Raw genomic sequence first — 17,883 nt, 5'->3', positions numbered from 1 at the left:
GAATTGGCATGGTACTTGACAAGGGGTGTCCGGTTTTCCGGAAGCCAATTATCTTAACCATTGAATCACACACATCATGAAAAACATCCTGAAAAGCACCACCGCACTGGCACTGGCATCAGTTGCTTTGTTCTCGTTTAAAAATGATTTTGCATCCGGCATCAAAGGTTCTGTTACACCGGCTGAAAGCGTAGGTACAGTTTGGGCCATCACCGGCACCGACTCGCTGAAAGCTACAGCCAACAGCGGCGCATTTTCTTTCGACGAAGTAAAGCCCGGCACTTACCAGGTAGTTGTTGAGGCTAAAGCGCCTTACAAAAACCTCGTGAAAGAAGGTGTTGTTGTTAAAGAAGGTGAAACCACCGACCTGGGTGCACTTACCCTGGAGCAATAAGCATCACGATAACTACACAAAGCCCCGGACTTCGGTTTGGGGCTTTGTTACCATCCTTGCTACGTCCCCTTTCCTGGGTTGACGATGGCACACAGCCGCCCGTTTTTAGACCTGCCTTATCCTTTACCAAACATATTGGCCCCGCTTAATTGGCCGGCTATGCTGATCAATCAATGGGCTTTATTGCTACATTTGCGGCCTATGACACAAGAGCATATTAAAGATATGAGGGACCGCCTATTGGTCCTGAGGAGGTTTCTTTGACGTCGCTAACCGACGTGCAAAAATCGACAATGACCGGCAACTTTCCCTTGCGCCGGGGTTTTGGGATGACAACAGCCGTGCAACGGGCATCCTGAAAGAAATTAAGCTGAATGAATATTGGGTAAACCTGTTCGAGAGTGTTGAAAACGCTGTTGAAGACTTTGCCGTGCTGTTTGAATTCTGGAAAGAAGGAGAGGGCACGGAAGAAGATGTAAAACAGGCTTACGACAAAGCCATTGCGGCACTGGAAGAAGCTGAGTTTAAAAGCACGCTCAACCAGCCTGAAGACGAGCTACCCGCAGTGCTGCAGATCAACAGCGGCGCCGGTGGCACCGAAAGCCAGGACTGGAGCGAAATGCTGGCCCGCATGTACCGCATGTACGGCGAAAAACAAGGCTGGACCGTTACCATACTCGATTGGGTGGATGGCGATGGCGCAGGCATTAAAACCTGTACCATGCAGTTTGATGGCCCGTTTGCTTATGGCTTTTTAAAAGCGGAAAGCGGTGTGCACCGCCTGGTGCGCATTTCACCGTTCGATTCCAATGCCCGCAGGCATACATCATTTGCTTCGGTGTTTGTGTACCCGTTGGTGGATGATACCATCAACATCGAGGTAAAAGACAGTGAGGTAAAAATGGAAACGGCACGCAGTGGCGGCGCCGGTGGCCAGAACGTAAACAAGGTGGAAACCAAGGTAATGCTGACGCACTTGCCAACCGGCATTGTGGTAGTGTGCCAAACGGAACGTACCCAGCTGGGCAACCGCGAAAAAGCCATGCAGATGCTGAAAAGCCGCCTGTATGAAGAAGAATTGCGCCGGCGTGAAGAAGCGAAGAATGCGGCCAACGCCAACAAGAAAAAGATCGAGTGGGGTTCGCAGATCCGCAGCTATGTGTTCCATCCGTATAAAATGATCAAAGACCACCGCACCGATTATGAGGTGGGCAATATTCAACCGGTGATGGACGGCGAACTTGACGGATTTATCAAAGCTTACCTGATGTCGCAGAAAGAAGAAGAGGCGAATGCAAGTAATTAGGCTGTTTCGTTTTTAGCTACATCATTTAAGTAAAAAAGCAGAAGTCAAAATTCAAAATCGGGTTTTCGAAAATGAAACCCCTTTTTGAGTTTTGACTTTTTTTATTGCAGCCTTAACCCGGGCTTTCTCCCCGCTACGCACCGCATTGCCATTTAATCTTTAGGTTTGCGGAAATTTTGTTTACATGAGTCTTGGATATTTTTATTACCCGCTGCCTACCAACGAGCCAGTGCTGGGTTATGCCCCCGGCTCTGCCGAAAGAAAAGCATTACAGAAAACCATTGCACAGTTAAAATCGGAACAGGTAGATGTTCCCATGTTTATAGGAGGTGAAGAAGTGCGTACCGGTAACAAGGTAAGCATGCATCCGCCCCACGAAAAAGCACACATTTTAGGACACTACCATGCAGGCGATGAAAGCCATGTGCGCCAGGCCATCGATGCAGCACTGGCTGCAAAAGATGCGTGGGCTGCCATGAGCTGGGAGGCGAGGGCCAATATTTTTCTGCGTGCCGCCGACCTTATTGCAGCCAAGTACCGCTATCATATGAATGGCACCACCATGTTGGGCCAAAGCAAAAATGCATTCCAGGCCGAAATAGATGCAGCCTGCGAACTGATCGATTTTTTGCGGTTCAATGTGCACTACCTGAGTGAAATTTACCAGCAACAGCCCATATCCGGTGCAGGCATGCACAACCGGCTGGAGTGGCGTCCACTTGAAGGTTTTGTGCTGGCCGTTACCCCATTCAATTTCACTGCAATTGGTGGCAACCTGCCTACATCGGCTGCACTGTGCGGCAACGTAGTGGTATGGAAACCCGCACATACACAAGTGTATTCTGCGCAAATGTTCATGCGCATTTTAAAAGAAGCTGGTTTGCCCGATGGCGTCATCAACCTGATTTATGTGGATGGCCCAACGCTGGGTAAAGTTTGCTTTGGTCACCGCGAATTTGCTGGTGTACATTTCACAGGTTCTACCGGTGTGTTCAACCAAATGTGGAAGACCATTGGTGAAAATGTTGGCGGCTATCGTTCGTACCCACGCATTGTAGGGGAAACCGGCGGAAAAGATTTTGTGGTAGCACATAAAAGTGCACACCCTGAAGTAGTTGCTACAGCATTGTTGCGTGGTGCATTTGAATACCAGGGACAAAAATGTTCGGCTGCTTCCCGCGCATACATTCCATCCAACATTGCAGCCGAAGTAAAGCGTTTGTTGGTTGAAGGAATCGATTCATTTAAAATGGGATCGGTTGAAGACTTCGGCAACTTTATTAATGCGGTCATTGACGAACGCAGCTTTGATAGAATTGCGCGATACATCGACAATGCAAAAGGTGCAAAAGATGCAGAGATCATTGCCGGCGGCACTTACGATAAATCAAAAGGATATTTCATACAGCCAACTGTTATCGAAGCAAAAGATCCAAAGTACATCACCATGTGCGAAGAAATTTTTGGCCCGGTATTAACAATATATGTGTACGATGAAGCAGCGTGGGAACAAACATTGGAGCTGGTTGATCAAACCTCTCCATATGCACTGACCGGGGCAGTAATTGCACAAGACCGTTATGCTGTGGAAATTGCCACCAACAAGTTGCGCAACGCTGCAGGAAATTTTTATATCAATGACAAACCCACTGGCGCGGTGGTAGGCCAACAGCCTTTTGGCGGCGCCCGTGCTTCAGGCACAAACGATAAAGCAGGCTCACAACTGAACCTGTACCGTTGGCTTAGTGCCCGCACCATTAAGGAAACGTTTGTACCCCCAACCGATTACCGCTACCCGTTTTTGCTGGGCGAAAGCGAGGGTATTTAATGCTTTCAGCAAAAACATGCATCAGGTAAAGTTGCATGTTTACTTAAATTGAATAATAACAATGGCTGCCAGATGGCGGCCATTGTTATTATCTGTTTTATGTGCCGAAACAATAAACGCTTACTTCATCAATTACAATACGCTACACCTAAAAGAAGATAATTATGCGCTGTTGAGTTTTCCACAAAATTGTTCCCATGTTTAAACTGGTATTCTGTTTGCAAAACGATTGGCAAAATGCTCATCATGAAAAAGATCAGTTTATTCCTCATGGGAATAGTATCCGCTTTTACCCTTTCGGCGCAAACTAAGCCACACCTGGCTGTAAAAGGTGGCCTCAACATTGCTTCATTAAATTTAGAAAACAACGAGAACACCGATTCGAAACTGGGTGTACACCTCGGGCTTACGGCACATGTGCACCTGGCTCGTCAATGGGCTGTGCAACCGGAGCTTTTATACTCACAGGAAGGTGGTACGCTTACCCGCATCAATGGCAATAATAAAGTAAAAGTGAAGAACGATTACATCAACGTTCCACTGATGCTGCAATACATGTTCGATAATGGTTTCAGAATTGAAGCCGGTCCGCAGATCGGGTTTCTTGTTAGCTCGAAATTAAAAGACCAGAATGGTGAAGAGGAAAATTCAAAAGATGATTTTAAAACAACCAATGCTTCACTTGGTTTTGGTTTGAACTACCTGTCTTATTCCGGCCTGGGCGTTGGTGGTCGTTACAACCTTGGATTGTCGGATGTAACAACAGGACCGGGTAAAGGAACGCAAAACAATTTCCAGATCTCATTGTTCTACATGTTGGATCCGTCTCACAAAGCAAAATCCAGATAAGTCGATCGCCGCCGAAGCTTGAATATATTGTCTGTTTCGAATATTCGAGTCGACGCAATAACACCCAACCTATACACCCTTTTTTAAATTGTACGAATAGAAAAACACCATTATGAAAAAAATCCATTTTTTGGCGATGGCGCTGGCTGTCGGTATCTCGGCAAGTGCGCAGAATGACCCGCAATTACGTACCCCAATGGAAGTGAAACCCCGCTTTGGCATCAAGGCTGGTATCAACTCTGCCCGCTTGGAAATTAAAGATGCAGGCAGTGCCAATAGCGGCATGAACAACAATGCAAAAACTTCGCTGCATGCAGGCTTTTTTTACAACATCCCTGTTGCCGGTGCTTTCCGCATCCAGCCCGAGATTTTGTACAACATCCAGGGTTCTAAAACATCACCCATGGCTTCGGCCGATCCAAACCTTGCCGGTTTGAACGAGTTCGATTTCCATTATGTCTCGGTGCCCCTGATGTTGCAATTGGCTTCGCCAAGCGGCTTTATGATTGAAGCCGGCCCGCAGTTCAGCTATCTTTCCAGTGCCAATGCCGATCGTAATGCAGGTGGCGAGGTAAACCTGAAAGACCGCGACTATGTTAAGAAAACCGACTTCTCATTGGCTGGTGGCGTAGGTTACCTATCGCGTATTGGGCTGGGTGTTAATGCCCGTTATGTGTACGGATTTACCAATGTGTGGAACAACGAAGATTCTCCTTCGTCAGCCAATATGGACTTCCGCAACCGTGTGCTGCAGGTAGGTCTTACCTATCATTTTGGCGCAGCCAAATAAGAACGTCATTGAATCATATAAGCAAATAATGAAAGCCGGGAAGTTCCCGGCTTTCATTATTTATCAAACAGCTGTTGCGCTGCTTTGCCTATTTTTATCCCAAATTTTTGGGTTTGAAAACCATCCTCAATCATCAGCAAATTACCCTGGCCATCAGGCGGCTGGCCAACCAGGTGTTAGAAAATCATGTGGACAGTAAAAGCAGCGTGTTGATTGGCATTCAGCCGCGTGGCGTGTACCTGTCCGACCGGCTGTACGAAGCCATTTGCAAGGAAACAACAACGCCGCCCGATTACGGCAAACTGGATATTACATTTTACCGCGATGACCTGCGTAAAGGCATACATGTACCCAATCATACTGATATTCCATTTTCCATTGAGGGAAAAAAAGTAGTGCTCGTTGATGATGTGTTATACACTGGCCGCACCATCCGTGCCGCATTGGATGCACTGATGGATTTTGGCCGGCCGGAAAAAGTGGAGCTGCTGGTGCTGGTTGATCGGCGATATAGCAGGCAACTGCCCATCCAACCCGACTACACCGGAAAAACGATTGACTCTATTGTTTCGCAGCGGGTAAAAGTAGTGTGGAACGAAGACGGCAAAGATGAAGTGGTGCTGATGGATTAAGACGAGTCGAAAAACAGAAGTCCGATGTCCGAAGATGGATCGAACGGAAAAGGGTAGATGGGAGGGCTGACGATGCGAATTGAATCGTGCAGTTTTTATTTTCCAAACTTATGCTGCTTCGGGTATTGCGCTTTTGCGCAAACAAAACAAAACATCATTTTTAATTATACCATTCAAATGGTATCAATAGGAGTTAGTACTTTTCTTCGAACTACGGACTTCGGTCCTCAGACTTTCCTACTTATTCTTGTTTCCTATAACTTTGGCCTTTAATGACGCTTTCCACTCGACACCTGCTTGGTATCAAAGACCTGACGGCACAGGACATCTCGCTTATTTTGCAAACTGCTCAGGAGTTCAAGGAAGTTTTACAGCGACCCATTAAAAAAGTTCCTTCCCTGCGCGATGTAACCATCGTCAATCTTTTTTTCGAAAACTCCACGCGAACCCGCATTTCGTTTGAGCTGGCCGAAAAAAGGCTTTCTGCCGATACCGTAAATTTTACCGCCTCAGGTTCTTCGGTTTCAAAAGGCGAAACGCTTTTGGACACCGTCAACAATATTTTATCCATGAAGGTGGATATGGTGGTGATGCGGCACAGTGCCTCAGGTGCGCCGCATTTTTTGGCCAAACATATTCCGGCCGCCATTATCAATGCCGGTGATGGCATCAACGAGCACCCTACGCAGGCCCTGCTTGATGCACTTTCTATTAAAGAAAAACACGGTACGCTGGAAGGCGTTAAAGTGGCCATCATTGGCGACATCATGCACAGCCGTGTGGCACAAAGCAATTTATACCTGCTCAACAAAATGGGCGCAGAAGTAGTAGTGTGCGGTCCGCCCACATTGATCCCAAAACACCTGTCCGAAGCATTTGGCGTACGCGTTGAATACAACCTCCGTAAAGCCCTCGAATGGTGCGATGTGGCCAATGTGCTGCGTATTCAGCTAGAGCGCCAAAATGAGGTGTTATTTTCGTCGCTGCGCGAATATAACCTGGCCTATGGCATCAGCCGGCGGCTGCTGGATAGTTTGCCCAAGCCCATCACCATCATGCATCCGGGGCCCATCAACCGCGGCGTGGAACTGGACAGCGATGTAGCCAACTCCGACCAAAGCATCATTTTACAACAGGTGGAAAACGGCGTTGCGGTGCGTATGGCCGCGTTGTACCTGCTATCAAACCGCCAGAACGCATAATTTTTACACAGTATGGAACGTATCTGCCTATTTCCCGGCACTTTCGACCCGGTAACTTTTGGCCACATCGACATCATGGAGCGTGCTCTGCCGCTATTCGATAAACTGGTGATCGGGATTGGCGTAAACGCCAGCAAAGCACCCATGTTTGCCCCAGAGTTACGTGCTGCCTGGGTGCGGGAGATTTTTGCAAACAATCCAAAAGTGGACACCATCATTTACGAAGGCCTGACTGTGGATTGCTGCAAGGAAGTAGGGGCAAATTACATTCTGCGTGGTATCAGGTATGTAAACGATTTTGAATACGAAAAGGCTATTGCCGATATGAACCGAAGCCTCGACGGCGGCATTGAAACCATTTTCCTGACCTGCCTGCCTAAATACACTTCGGTAGCTTCCACGCTGGTTCGGGATGTGATCCGGCACGGCGGCGATGTGGGCCAGTTTGTGCCCGAACCCGTGCTGCGCAGCATCCGGAAGCCACAGCCAAAAATTGCATGAGCTATAGCCTTAGAAACGCTTTAATAAAAAAAAATGGCGCTGTAACACAGCGCCATTTTTTGTTTACCAGTTTGTTCATCCTAATAAAGAGCCAGCAAAGGTTATTGTGTATTGCTGTATGCGTTCAGAAGCTGTGGTATTGCTCCTGCATTGGTTTAAACTTGTTATTGCCTGAGCATAGGCTTTACCAGCCGAAGCACATCGGCCACGCTGCGATGTGCGCCCTGGATATATGGTTCTAAGTCATCGGGCTTAACCCAGATAGCTTCCTGGATATCTTCCTCGGTTTGTGGCTGCAAATCGGCTTGCTGCGGTGCCTCCATCAGGTACCAGTGCGATTCTTTTAAAATATGCTGGCCATTCTGATGGTATGTGTGGTAGGTGCGGCATAAGGGCTCCTTTAATTTAATTCCGTCAAGCCCTGTTTCTTCCGCCACTTCCCGCACTGCGCATTGCTCCAGGTCTTCACCTTCGTCCAATTTGCCTTTAGGCAAGTCCCATTTTCCTTTCCGGAAGATCAGCAGCAGGTCGCCCTCATCTGAAATCACCAGGCCGCCAGCGGCTTCAATAAACTCGAATTGCTGTTTCAGAGCCTCAAGGCCGGCCTGCGGATCAGCACATACCAACATGCCACCGTCTGTGGCCGGAAGGGCCATATCGGCAATTAATTGCTGCAGGGCATCGGTATCGGTGCTGTGCCCCACCACGAAGTGCTCAAAATAAGTCTGGGCAGGTTCCATGTCGCTGATCGTCAGCGGTTTATTGTCAAAATAAATGGTCAGGTTCATGCGCAAATGTAGCGGCTTTGGGTGCACGGGCCACAAACCGCGGTTCAAGGTTATAAACCTGCTGCGCCCAAATATCGTGGCACTTAACTTCGCGATATGACAGACGCAGTTGTAACCGCCGAAAAATTGCTGCAGATCGATGCAGTTAAATTAAGTCCTGCCGAGCCGTTTACATGGGCAAGCGGCTGGAAAAGCCCCATTTATTGCGACAACCGCAGGGTGCTTTCGTTTCCTTATGTCCGCGATTTCATCAAAAGTGAGCTGTGCAATGTAGCCTTTGAACAGTTCCCTGACGCCGATTATATCGTAGGTGTGGCCACGGCCGGTATTTCCTGGGGCGCTATGGTGGCCGACCAGTTGAAGCTGCCTTTTATTTATGTACGGCCAAAGCCAAAGGAACATGGTCTGGGCAACCAGATCGAAGGATTTTTTGAACCAGGCCGGAAGGCTGTGGTGATTGAAGATTTGGTGTCGACCGGGAAAAGCAGTTTGCAAGTAGTTGACGTGCTGCGCGGAGCAGGGCTGGAGGTAAAGGGCATGATCTCGATTTTCAATTACGGCTTTGACGCGGGAAAAGAAGCATTTGATCGGGCAGGGGTGTCACTGCATTCGTTAACCGACTATCCGACGCTGCTTGAACTGGCCCGGCACCGCGGACAAATTGGGGAGGAGCAACTGGAAGTTTTGTTAAAGTGGCGGCAGGATCCGGCGAATTGGAGCGGCGTGAATTAAATTAGCATGAAAATCTGACAGAATGAAAAAGCTATTGTTTTTACTGTTTGCCGTCTTCGCATTTGCAGCCTCGCATGCACAGACCAAGCCAATGGTGACCAAAAAAATCAGCACGCCGTCGGTTCAATGCGGCATGTGCAAAAACAAAATTGAAACCTACCTGAAGCGTTACGACGGCATCAGTATGGTGACGGTTAACGTAAAGAAAAAGGAAACTACCGTTAAGTACATTACCGACCGGATCAATGAGGAAGAGGTAAAAACCGCCATTGCAAATGCAGGGTATGACGCCGACGATGTAAGTGCAAATCCAGAGTCATATAAAAAACTTCCTGCCTGTTGCAAAAAGCCGGAGGACGGTGGCGGGATGTGATAATCGCAATCGAATGAACATATAAAAAAAGCAGCCATATGGCTGCTTTTTTTATAGCTTGATGTCGACACGGTGTCTTCCCTGGTAATTTATGTCCCGGGTAATGTAGACGCCTGCCTTTCCCACCCGCACCGATCCGGCCGCTTTTACCTCAACTTCTTTATTTAAAGCGTCCCGAAAATTCAATTGCAACGCCTTTGCAATTGGAATGGCTCCAATAAGCGGTATCGAAAAATCTGCCATTTTGTCGACAGCCACATCCTCAGGCTGGGTGAATTTACCCATGTATACCGAATCCAGATACACATCTACCACTGCCTCCTTGACAGTGACGCCAAAATTGTTCGGATTATAGTACGTGACATTTAGGCCGATATCCACCTGTTGGAAATCAATTTTCTTCACCTTAAATGACCCAACACTGCGGAACTGGGGTGCTTCCACCTTAGAACAGGAGGTAAGTAATACGGTAACGGCCACCGCTGCCAAGCTTGTTCTGACTATCTGCATAATGGATCATTTCAAAAACCGTGCAGGGCTGAAATAGCCCACCAAAATTCCTGAAAATCAATGCTAAAAAAAATAGTAATGTGCCACTGCGCAATCGCGGCATTTAAACTATCATTTTTAGTTAAGATGTTTTATCTATGTAATTCTTTTATAACGGATTACGATATTTATATACTATTAATTATTGAAATGTGTCGTCTGATTAAAAGGTAACTAGATTGATGAATTGAACAATTGGAAAAAATCGAGATTGTCAGTTAACATAACTGATATTCAATGAAATATAAAATTTTGTGTTTTAAAAACTTTAGTTGTTTCAAAATGGCTATAAAATATTAATATGATAATCTTGGATTTTTCGATTTTTGGCAGGAATTGACTCAGGGTGAGGTTGGTGTTTGAAATAAATTTTTAGCGCCTGGAATAGCATCTTTTTTCAGCCGGGCTCTATTCCAATAATTCAGTCTGTGTTTACAACAGAGTTTTTGTGTCTGACATTTTCACTGAATTTGTTGAGTGTTCACACTGAGTCGAAAAGGTTAAGAGCTTCGAGTGATGCCGCCAATATGACTGGTTATATCGTGGTGTATCGGAAAATGCTCGGTTCGGTCAGAAGAGATTTAAACTGCAATAATGTCGCGAATTGATTTTAGCCAACTTTCCCTGCGCCAAGTAAATGAGGAGTTTGGTGAGCCAATAGTTTTTTGAAAAACTAGATACAAGTCATCCTTTAACATGAACGTTGATTTATGGCGGGTAAATAAAAACGACGTGGAAACCGGAGGGGTGATTAATTTTCTACTAATGGTGAATTTAAATATGTGGAATCATCCGCTCTGCGGTGGGAGATGTTCGCGTTGTGAGCTAGTGAAGTATCCCGGCTAAATAGGGCCGACAGCGTGGGTGCAAATAGCCGCTTAAAGCAGAGCAATTTTTACCAGTAGTCTGGTTAATCAACAAGAAAGGATCGGATTTTTTGGCTCAAAGCGCTCTAGCTAGCACAAATTGGTAAGGCATCTACACGCCGATTTGCAAAATTATAAAGCGTCGGGAAGAGCCGAGAAGAGCTGTCCGAATCGGCCGTAATTGGTTTAAACAGCAGCTGAGGACTGAATTCAACTTCATGGATGCGCAAAAAAAGCCCTCACCGAAATGGGAGGGCTTTTTTATATTTTCAAAACACCTGCGGTAAAAATGTCAGTATTTACAACTTCACAACTGGGCGCTTTTGAGCCGACAAAAGGCTGTCTCTGGTCTGGCGGATCTGGCAACGAATCTGCTCGATCTCTGCCCGGCTCAGGTCGGGTAGGGCCAGGGCGGCAGATGCTTTTTCTGCTCCCTCAAGCTGTACCAATAGTGCATTATACACTTGGATCAGGCTGTCTTGTTTGATCTTCGCCTCGGCTGATTTAAGGTAGATCTGCAACTTGTCGAGGTCGGTTTGGTGGTAATTCTGCGTCAGGTTTTGTTGCATCCGTTCCCAGTTGATGCGGCTCATCTCCGCATTGTACTGCTGCTGCACTTCCATTTTTTCTGCTTCGGTCAGGCCATCGGCCATTTCTTTTTCCAGCTTTTTCCATTCATAAACCGGCAGTACTTTTTTGGTGCTGCTGATCACGTCCTGCACTTTTTGCTGCTCGTCGGCCGACAAAACCGGCATCGCCACTTCAGTTTCTGCTACCTGGATATAGGCCGGATCGGGCAGGGGAGCAGCAGGCGGCGCCCCGAACATTTCCGCTTCGGCAGGTGCCGCCAGTTCCGGCTGATCAACTACCGTTGTCGCAACCTCGCTGTGTACAACAGTGGTTGTTGTGTTTTGTGCCGGCGCTTCATATTCTGTAAATGCAATTTGCAGCGGGTTGGCCATCCGGGTAACCGCTTCCAGCACATTACTATCTCCGGCTGTTTTACCGGCAATAAAAAGGGAATGCAGCGCCAGAATGCACAACATGGAAGCCAACAGCCCCGTGAGGTGCTGCATTTTCAACACCGGGCGGGCCTGTTGCATGCCCAGTATTTCCTGTATCCTTTGAAACAGCGGGCTCTTTCCAGCTGCACCCATTGCCAGGGCCAGCTGCCCCTGTTTTGTTTTTTCCAGTTGCAGCAGGGCAGAGGCATAAGCTACCCGGTCATAATCAAACTGCAGCACCAGGTTGTCGCAGCTTCTTTCGCGGCTGGTTTCGGCAGCCTGAACAAAAAGCCGGATGAATGGATTAAAATAAAGCAGGGTTTGCGCCACGGTGATGGCGATATTGAACACAAAGTCAAAGCGGCGGATATGTGCCAGTTCGTGCAGGAGGATCGCCTCGGCCTGCCGGATGCTGAGCTGGTTAAAAGAAGCCACCGGCAACAGAATCAGCGGTTTTACAAAACCAATGGTAACGGGTGAATTAACCAATGCCGACAAATACACGCCAACAGGTTTGCGCAGGCCCAGGTGGCCGCTTATTTTTTGCACAAACACCCGGTACTGAACCGGCGCTTTGCCTAGGTGGCTCCGCCGAAGCTTGCGTAAAAACCGCCAGTTTTGAAACAACCTTGCTGCCGGGATTACAAGCAGCAGGAGGTAAGCAACAGAGGCGGCGGTCAGCACTGCGGGCAGCCAGCCACTATTGTTTTCGTTAATCAGCAGCGGGTTAAACAGGAGTTTGCTGCCCGCCTGCAGGTATACCCAAAATGATGCGGCAAAACTAACCACACCCAAACCTATGCCCAAGGCGGCAAGCCTGAATTGCCTGCCCGCCGAAAGTGAACCGTATCTGCAGGCCAGCACATACCCGCACCACAACAACCCAACCTGCCACAAACTGTTCAGCGTAGCCCATCCAAGGGCCTGCAACAATGCCGATTGGCTGAATGCAGTCATGTTAGTTTTTTTTGAGGTTATCCAAAAGCGCTTGAATTTTTTCCAGTTCTTCGGGTGTGGCCTTTGTTTCTGAGGTGCCTAGTGCCTGTAGCACCAATTGGGTGGAGGAGCCCCCGAACAGAGAATCGATCATTTTACCCAAAATGTGCTTTTGGGTTTTTTCCTTATTTACCGACGCCTGGTAAATATGGGTGCGCATGCTTTCGTCGCGTTTTACCAGGCCTTTTTCATGCATGATCTGCATGAGTTTAAGCGTGGTGGTGTATCCTACGTCCTTGGTTTTGCTTAAACCCTCATGAACATCCCGCACTGTGGCCAAACCCCGCTCCCAGAGAATTTGCAAAATTTCCAGCTCGCTTTCCGTTGGTTTAATGTATTTGGTCATAACCTGAATATTTGCTCTACGAATATACGATTAGCTTCGTATAAAGGTTACGCCAAAATTGGATTAATTTTTATTTAACACGGTCAAATGGCTGGTAGTGGCGGTTTTTTACATTTAATCCAGTGCTGCGATCTTCTCGCTGTACATTATTAATATTAGTACTGCTGTCTTTCGCTGCAGGAGGTTGTAGCAAATACCTGATGCCTGTAGCCAGCGAACCGGCATTTTTTGCGCCGGCAAACAATTCGCCCCATGTTTTAAAAGCCACCACAAATGGGTTGAACGAACCAATATTTTGCGTAAGCCCATATGTGGGCCGTTCTTCTTCGGGCTGAAAAGTGCCGAACAGCCGGTCCCAGATGATGAGGATGCCACCGTGGTTTTTATCCAAATATTTTGGGTTGCTGCCGTGGTGCACCCGGTGGTGCGATGGCGTATTTAAAATAAACTCGAATGGCTTAGGTAGCTTGTGCACCAGTTCGGTGTGGATCCAAAACTGGTAAATCAAACTGATTTGTTGCATGAACAATACCCAGATGGGGTGGAAGCCTGCCAACGGCATCCAAGCCCAGAACAAAAACGAACCGGTTAGGTTTCCGGTCCAGGTTTGGCGCAGCGCTGCCGCCAGGTTGTAATGCTGCGAGGAGTGGTGCACCACATGCGAGGCCCAAAACCACGCCACGCGGTGGGAGGTACGGTGAAACCAGTAATAGGAAAAATCGTCGGCAAAAAATAAGAGCACCCAATACCACCAGGTATCTGCCTCCAGGTTGAACAAGCGGAACTGGTATAAAAAAGTAAAGAGGCCAAAGATGAGGGCTTTGGTGATGAAGCCGGTGAGCACATTGCCGATGCCCAGCGCCAGGCTGCTCCAGGTGTCGCGGGTTTCGTACAAGCCCCTGTTCTCCCGCCACGAGAGGTATGCTTCAATGGAAAGCAACACCACAAAAAACGGGATGGCGTAGTAAAGAATGGCAGGCGGCATATCCAAATGTAAACATTTGCCTGGGGCGAAAGAAGCGATGCTTGATTAGACGTGCATCTGCATTGACACTGCTGCAATACCATTTCCCCGAAACTTTTTTGCCCACCGAATACCGCCGGGTTAGATATTCTCTGTTTAAAACAAAAGGCACGAGTAGCATAGTATTTGTTTCCCCACCTGCTTATGGGCATGTTGCCCCTTGTTTCAATCGCTAACCTTTTTAAAAAAACACAGTATGAAAAATTTGCTGGCCTTTGGCGGACTGGCGCTGACCCTGTTATTTACTGCTTGCACCAAAGATGAAAACGACGACAACCTGACCGCTCAGGACAAAGCTTTTGTGCGGGACATTACCTTATCTAACCGCAGCGAAATTTCTTTGGCCAACCTGGCCCTGGCAAAAGCCACTGATGTGTCGGTGCGCAATTTTGCCCAAATGATGATCACCGACCACACCATGGCCGAAACCCAGATGACCGAGATTGCCAACAACATTGGCGTGAGCCGGCCAGCAGATTCACTTAATGCAATGGCGGCTTCGCTAATGCCGGTGCTAATGGGCCTGAGCGGAAAAAGTTTTGATTCGGCGTACATTGTAACACAAATTCCTGCGCATGATATGGCCCGCAGTATAACGCAGGAGGAAATCCGCAGCGGCAACAATGAGCAGTTACGCAATTATGCACAAACCATGTTGCCGAAAATTCAAATGCACCTGACCATGGCTGATACGATTGCTAAACGGATCCGTTAACTTTTTAGGTAATTAGTAAAAGAAATGGCCGTAGTTCGCTTTGAACCCGGCCTTTTCTTTTGTGGTCCCTTTATATAAAAATGAACGCCGATACACCATTGCTGCAGCAATGAATGAACGGTTACAGCAGCATTCTTTTAAACCGGTTTACCGCTGGTTTGTTTTAACTTTCTTGGTATCAACAACAGGTTATGGAATACTATCAACAACCAGTAGCCGAAGTTTTCCGTTCGCTCAACAGCACTGAAAAAGGGCTGACGGAGGCGGCTGCCGCACAGGCGCAGGAGCAGTGGGGACCTAACGAAATACAGTCGGCAAAAGGCAAAACCGTGTGGGGTATTTTGCTCAACCAGTTCAAGGATTTTATGATCCTTGTGTTGTTGGTGGCGGCTGTTATTTCGGGCTTCATGGGCGAACTTGTCGACACCATTGCAATCGTTGTCATTGTGTTGGTAAATGCGGTACTGGGTTTTGTGCAGGAGTTCCGCGCCGAAAAAGCCATGCAGGCGCTAAAACAAATGGCGGTGGCCAATGCACGGATCATGCGCGAAGGTGTAGTGGGCATGCGGCCTGCGGTAGGATTGGTACCCGGCGATGTGGTGTTGCTCGAAGCCGGTGATATTGTGCCCGCCGACCTGCGGCTGTTTGAAGCCAATGCACTGAAAGCCGAAGAGGCATCCCTTACCGGCGAATCGGCACCAGTAGATAAAATAACAGACGCACTGACTGAAGAATCTTTGCCCTTAGGCGACCGGGCAAACATGGCTTATAAAAGCACACTTGTCACTTTCGGCAAAGGTCGTGGGGTGGTGGTAGGCACCGGCATGAATACTGAATTGGGGCGCATTGCCACCATGCTTGATGAAGCAGAAGTAGCCACGCCACTGCAACGCCGCCTCACGCAATTGGGCAAACGACTGGCCCTGATCGTGCTCATTATTTGCGCCATTGTTTTTGCATTTGGCTTGCTGCGCGGCGAACGCCCCGTGCTGATGTTGCTCACCGCTATTTCGCTGGCAGTGGCCGCTATCCCCGAAGCGCTGCCCTCGCTGGTGTCTATTACATTGGCGTTGGGTGCACGGCGCATGGCCGGTCAAAAAGCGCTGGTGCGCAACCTGCCCGCTGTGGAAACTTTGGGGTCAGTTACTTATATCTGTTCCGATAAAACAGGCACCCTCACCGAAAACCGCATGACGGTGGAAAAGGTTTTTGCACGTGGCGAAATATGGAATGAGCAAACTTGGGCTGAAGCTTTCAAAGACCCAGATCAACAAGGCCTGTTACAGGCCATGGCGTTAAACAACAACGTGGAGCCAAACAAGGACGGCGGCCTCACCGGCGACCCTACCGAAATTGCCTTGTACAACCTTGCTGGCCAATTGGGTGTATCCCGGCAACAGGCCCTGGAGCAGTTTCCCATCAGCGCCGAAATTCCTTTTGACTCCGACCGGAAATTAATGACCACCATCCACCGCACCGACGATGGATTTTGGCTGATCACAAAAGGAGCGGTCGATGTATTGCTCGACCGGGTCAGCGGCATCAGTGATGGTGACCGCGAACAATACCAGCAGGTAAATGAACAGATGTCGGCGGATGGGCTGCGGGTGCTGGGTTTTGCCGAAAAAAAATTAGCGCAACTGCCCGGCCGGTTAGATGCCGATACCATGGAGCAAGACCTGCAATTGATCGGACTTGCCGGCATCATTGATCCGCCGCGTGAAGAAGCAAAAGCAGCGATTGCGGAGTGCCGCAAGGCCGGCATCAGGCCCATGATGATCACCGGCGATCACCCGCTTACAGCCCGCAATATTGCCGAACGCCTGGGTATGGTGGAGCCCGGTGGCCGTGCACTTTCGGGATCTGAGTTGAGTAAAATGTCGGAAGAGGAATTTGCCAATACGGTGCCGCAGGTGTTTGTATATGCACGGGTGTCGCCGGAGCAAAAACTTAACATTGTAAAAGCACTGCAAGCGGCCGGCCAGTTTGTAGCCATGACCGGCGATGGCGTGAACGATGCACCATCGTTGAAGCGCTCCGACATTGGTGTGGCCATGGGCATCACCGGCACCGATGTTTCCAAAGAAGCAGCCGATCTTATTTTACTCGATGACAATTTTGCCACCATTGTTAAGGCAGTGCGTAGTGGCCGCCGCATTTACGATAATATCCGCAAGTTTATCAAGTATGCCATGACCGGAAACACCGGTGAAATCTGGGTAATTTTTCTTGCGCCGTTTTTCGGTTTGCCTATACCGTTATTACCCGTGCATATATTATGGGTAAACTTGGTTACTGATGGCTTGCCCGGTTTGGCGTTGGCGATGGAGCCCGCCGAAAAAGACATCATGAACCGACCACCGCGCCATCCTAAAGAAAGTGTTTTTGCTGGCGGCCTCGGCGTGCATATTATTTGGGTAGGCTTGTTGCTTGGCTTTGTTTCCATATTTACACAATACCTGTACATCGATTCTTCGAAATGGCAAACGATGGTGTTTACTGTGTTGTGCTTTAGCCAGATGGGGCATGTGTTTGCCATCCGCTCCGACAGGGAATCGCTTTTTTCACAAGGTATTTTTTCCAACAAAGCCTTGCTGGGTGCGGTATTGCTTACGTTGCTGTTGCAACTGGCCGTCATATATGTGCCCTGGCTGCAGCCTATTTTCCGCACACAGGCACTTACCCTTTCCGAGCTGGGCATAGCAGTGGGCCTCTCTTCTATTGTATTTATAGCCGTTGAAATTGAAAAGATTTTCAAGCGCAAAAAAGGGCCGCTGCCAAAAGCCGCATAAATATTAATAAGCCACCTGAACTTAATCAATGCAAAGGGCCCCTTCGTTGGTTTAAATTGTAGGGTGCAGAGCGATTGTTTGTTGTTGCCGCTTTTGCGGTCCCGGTTTTGCTACAGCATGAAGCCGTAATTGACGTAAACATAAACAGGTCTTGATACACTGGCATGCCCCGGCACTGCTGCATTTTTTATTCAAA

The 17,883-nt window shown here is 48.3% G+C and carries 17 protein-coding genes; 12 read left to right on the top strand and 5 right to left on the bottom strand.

Annotated features, from left to right (window positions below; genetic code table 11):
• Positions 1-76 precede the first annotated feature (76 nt).
• The 8 genes from DRJ53_RS13440 to coaD all read left to right on the top strand — a co-directional run bounded on the left by DRJ53_RS13440 (position 77) and on the right by coaD (position 7,502).
• Complete coding sequence (locus tag DRJ53_RS13440) at positions 77-394, top strand: peptidase associated/transthyretin-like domain-containing protein (RefSeq protein WP_114236169.1); 318 nt, start codon at positions 77-79, stop codon at positions 392-394.
• Positions 395-595: 201 nt separating this feature from the next.
• Positions 596-1,700, top strand: a protein-coding gene (gene prfB, locus DRJ53_RS13435) for a peptide chain release factor 2 (RefSeq protein ID WP_114236168.1) whose coding sequence is annotated in 2 segments (ribosomal slippage) — positions 596-655 and positions 657-1,700 — 1,104 coding nt in all. Because the reading frame shifts where the segments join, the coding sequence is not laid out codon by codon here.
• Positions 1,701-1,884: 184 nt separating this feature from the next.
• Entirely contained in the window at positions 1,885-3,528 is a 1,644-nt protein-coding gene (gene pruA, locus DRJ53_RS13430) for an L-glutamate gamma-semialdehyde dehydrogenase (protein ID WP_114236167.1), read from the top strand.
• A 246-nt stretch (positions 3,529-3,774) separates the two neighbouring features.
• Positions 3,775-4,377: a porin family protein gene (locus DRJ53_RS13425; RefSeq protein ID WP_162303871.1), complete on the top strand. Its 603-nt coding sequence runs from the start codon at positions 3,775-3,777 to the stop codon at positions 4,375-4,377.
• Between the two features lie 112 nt (positions 4,378-4,489).
• A complete protein-coding gene (locus DRJ53_RS13420) occupies positions 4,490-5,167 on the top strand; it encodes a porin family protein (RefSeq protein WP_114236165.1) in 678 nt (225 codons plus the stop codon).
• Positions 5,168-5,280: 113 nt separating this feature from the next.
• Positions 5,281-5,799: a bifunctional pyr operon transcriptional regulator/uracil phosphoribosyltransferase PyrR gene (gene pyrR, locus DRJ53_RS13415; protein ID WP_114236281.1), complete on the top strand. Its 519-nt coding sequence runs from the start codon at positions 5,281-5,283 to the stop codon at positions 5,797-5,799.
• A gap of 272 nt (positions 5,800-6,071) precedes the next feature.
• Complete coding sequence (locus DRJ53_RS13410; RefSeq protein WP_114236164.1) at positions 6,072-7,001, top strand: aspartate carbamoyltransferase catalytic subunit; 930 nt, start codon at positions 6,072-6,074, stop codon at positions 6,999-7,001.
• Positions 7,002-7,013: 12 nt separating this feature from the next.
• Positions 7,014-7,502, top strand: coding sequence for a pantetheine-phosphate adenylyltransferase (gene coaD, locus DRJ53_RS13405; RefSeq protein ID WP_114236163.1), 489 nt, complete (start codon positions 7,014-7,016; stop codon positions 7,500-7,502).
• Positions 7,503-7,666: 164 nt separating this feature from the next.
• Here coaD and DRJ53_RS13400 read toward each other — a convergent pair whose 3' ends face one another.
• Positions 7,667-8,290, bottom strand: coding sequence for an NUDIX hydrolase (locus DRJ53_RS13400; protein ID WP_114236162.1), 624 nt, complete (start codon positions 8,288-8,290; stop codon positions 7,667-7,669).
• A 96-nt stretch (positions 8,291-8,386) separates the two neighbouring features.
• Between DRJ53_RS13400 and pyrE the strand changes: the two genes are divergently transcribed.
• Positions 8,387-9,022, top strand: a complete 636-nt coding sequence (pyrE, locus tag DRJ53_RS13395) for an orotate phosphoribosyltransferase (RefSeq protein ID WP_114236161.1) — start codon at positions 8,387-8,389, stop codon at positions 9,020-9,022.
• 22 nt (positions 9,023-9,044) lie between these two features.
• A complete protein-coding gene (locus DRJ53_RS13390) occupies positions 9,045-9,395 on the top strand; it encodes a heavy-metal-associated domain-containing protein (protein WP_114236160.1) in 351 nt (116 codons plus the stop codon).
• A gap of 51 nt (positions 9,396-9,446) precedes the next feature.
• Here DRJ53_RS13390 and DRJ53_RS13385 read toward each other — a convergent pair whose 3' ends face one another.
• From DRJ53_RS13385 to DRJ53_RS13370, 4 genes are all read right to left on the bottom strand, one after another.
• Positions 9,447-9,905: an LEA type 2 family protein gene (locus tag DRJ53_RS13385; RefSeq protein WP_114236159.1), complete on the bottom strand. Its 459-nt coding sequence runs from the start codon at positions 9,903-9,905 to the stop codon at positions 9,447-9,449.
• A 1,204-nt stretch (positions 9,906-11,109) separates the two neighbouring features.
• Positions 11,110-12,771, bottom strand: a complete 1,662-nt coding sequence (locus DRJ53_RS13380) for a M56 family metallopeptidase (protein WP_114236158.1) — start codon at positions 12,769-12,771, stop codon at positions 11,110-11,112.
• Between the two features lies 1 nt (position 12,772).
• Positions 12,773-13,156 (bottom strand): BlaI/MecI/CopY family transcriptional regulator, encoded by a 384-nt coding sequence (locus DRJ53_RS13375; protein ID WP_114236157.1) that lies wholly within the window; start codon positions 13,154-13,156, stop codon positions 12,773-12,775.
• 70 nt (positions 13,157-13,226) lie between these two features.
• Positions 13,227-14,141, bottom strand: coding sequence for a sterol desaturase family protein (locus DRJ53_RS13370; RefSeq protein WP_114236156.1), 915 nt, complete (start codon positions 14,139-14,141; stop codon positions 13,227-13,229).
• A 235-nt stretch (positions 14,142-14,376) separates the two neighbouring features.
• Between DRJ53_RS13370 and DRJ53_RS13365 the strand changes: the two genes are divergently transcribed.
• Complete coding sequence (locus tag DRJ53_RS13365) at positions 14,377-14,895, top strand: DUF4142 domain-containing protein (RefSeq protein ID WP_114236155.1); 519 nt, start codon at positions 14,377-14,379, stop codon at positions 14,893-14,895.
• Positions 14,896-15,086: 191 nt separating this feature from the next.
• Positions 15,087-17,687 (top strand): cation-translocating P-type ATPase, encoded by a 2,601-nt coding sequence (locus DRJ53_RS13360; RefSeq protein ID WP_114236154.1) that lies wholly within the window; start codon positions 15,087-15,089, stop codon positions 17,685-17,687.
• The last annotated feature ends 196 nt before the right edge of the window (positions 17,688-17,883 follow it).

The sequence above is a fragment of the Paracnuella aquatica genome (assembly GCF_003332885.2).
GTDB classification, from domain to species: Bacteria; Bacteroidota; Bacteroidia; order Chitinophagales; family Chitinophagaceae; genus Flavisolibacter; species Flavisolibacter aquaticus.
The sequence above is the reverse complement of the archived record's forward strand: the minus strand, read 5'-3'. Positions and strand labels throughout refer to the sequence as shown.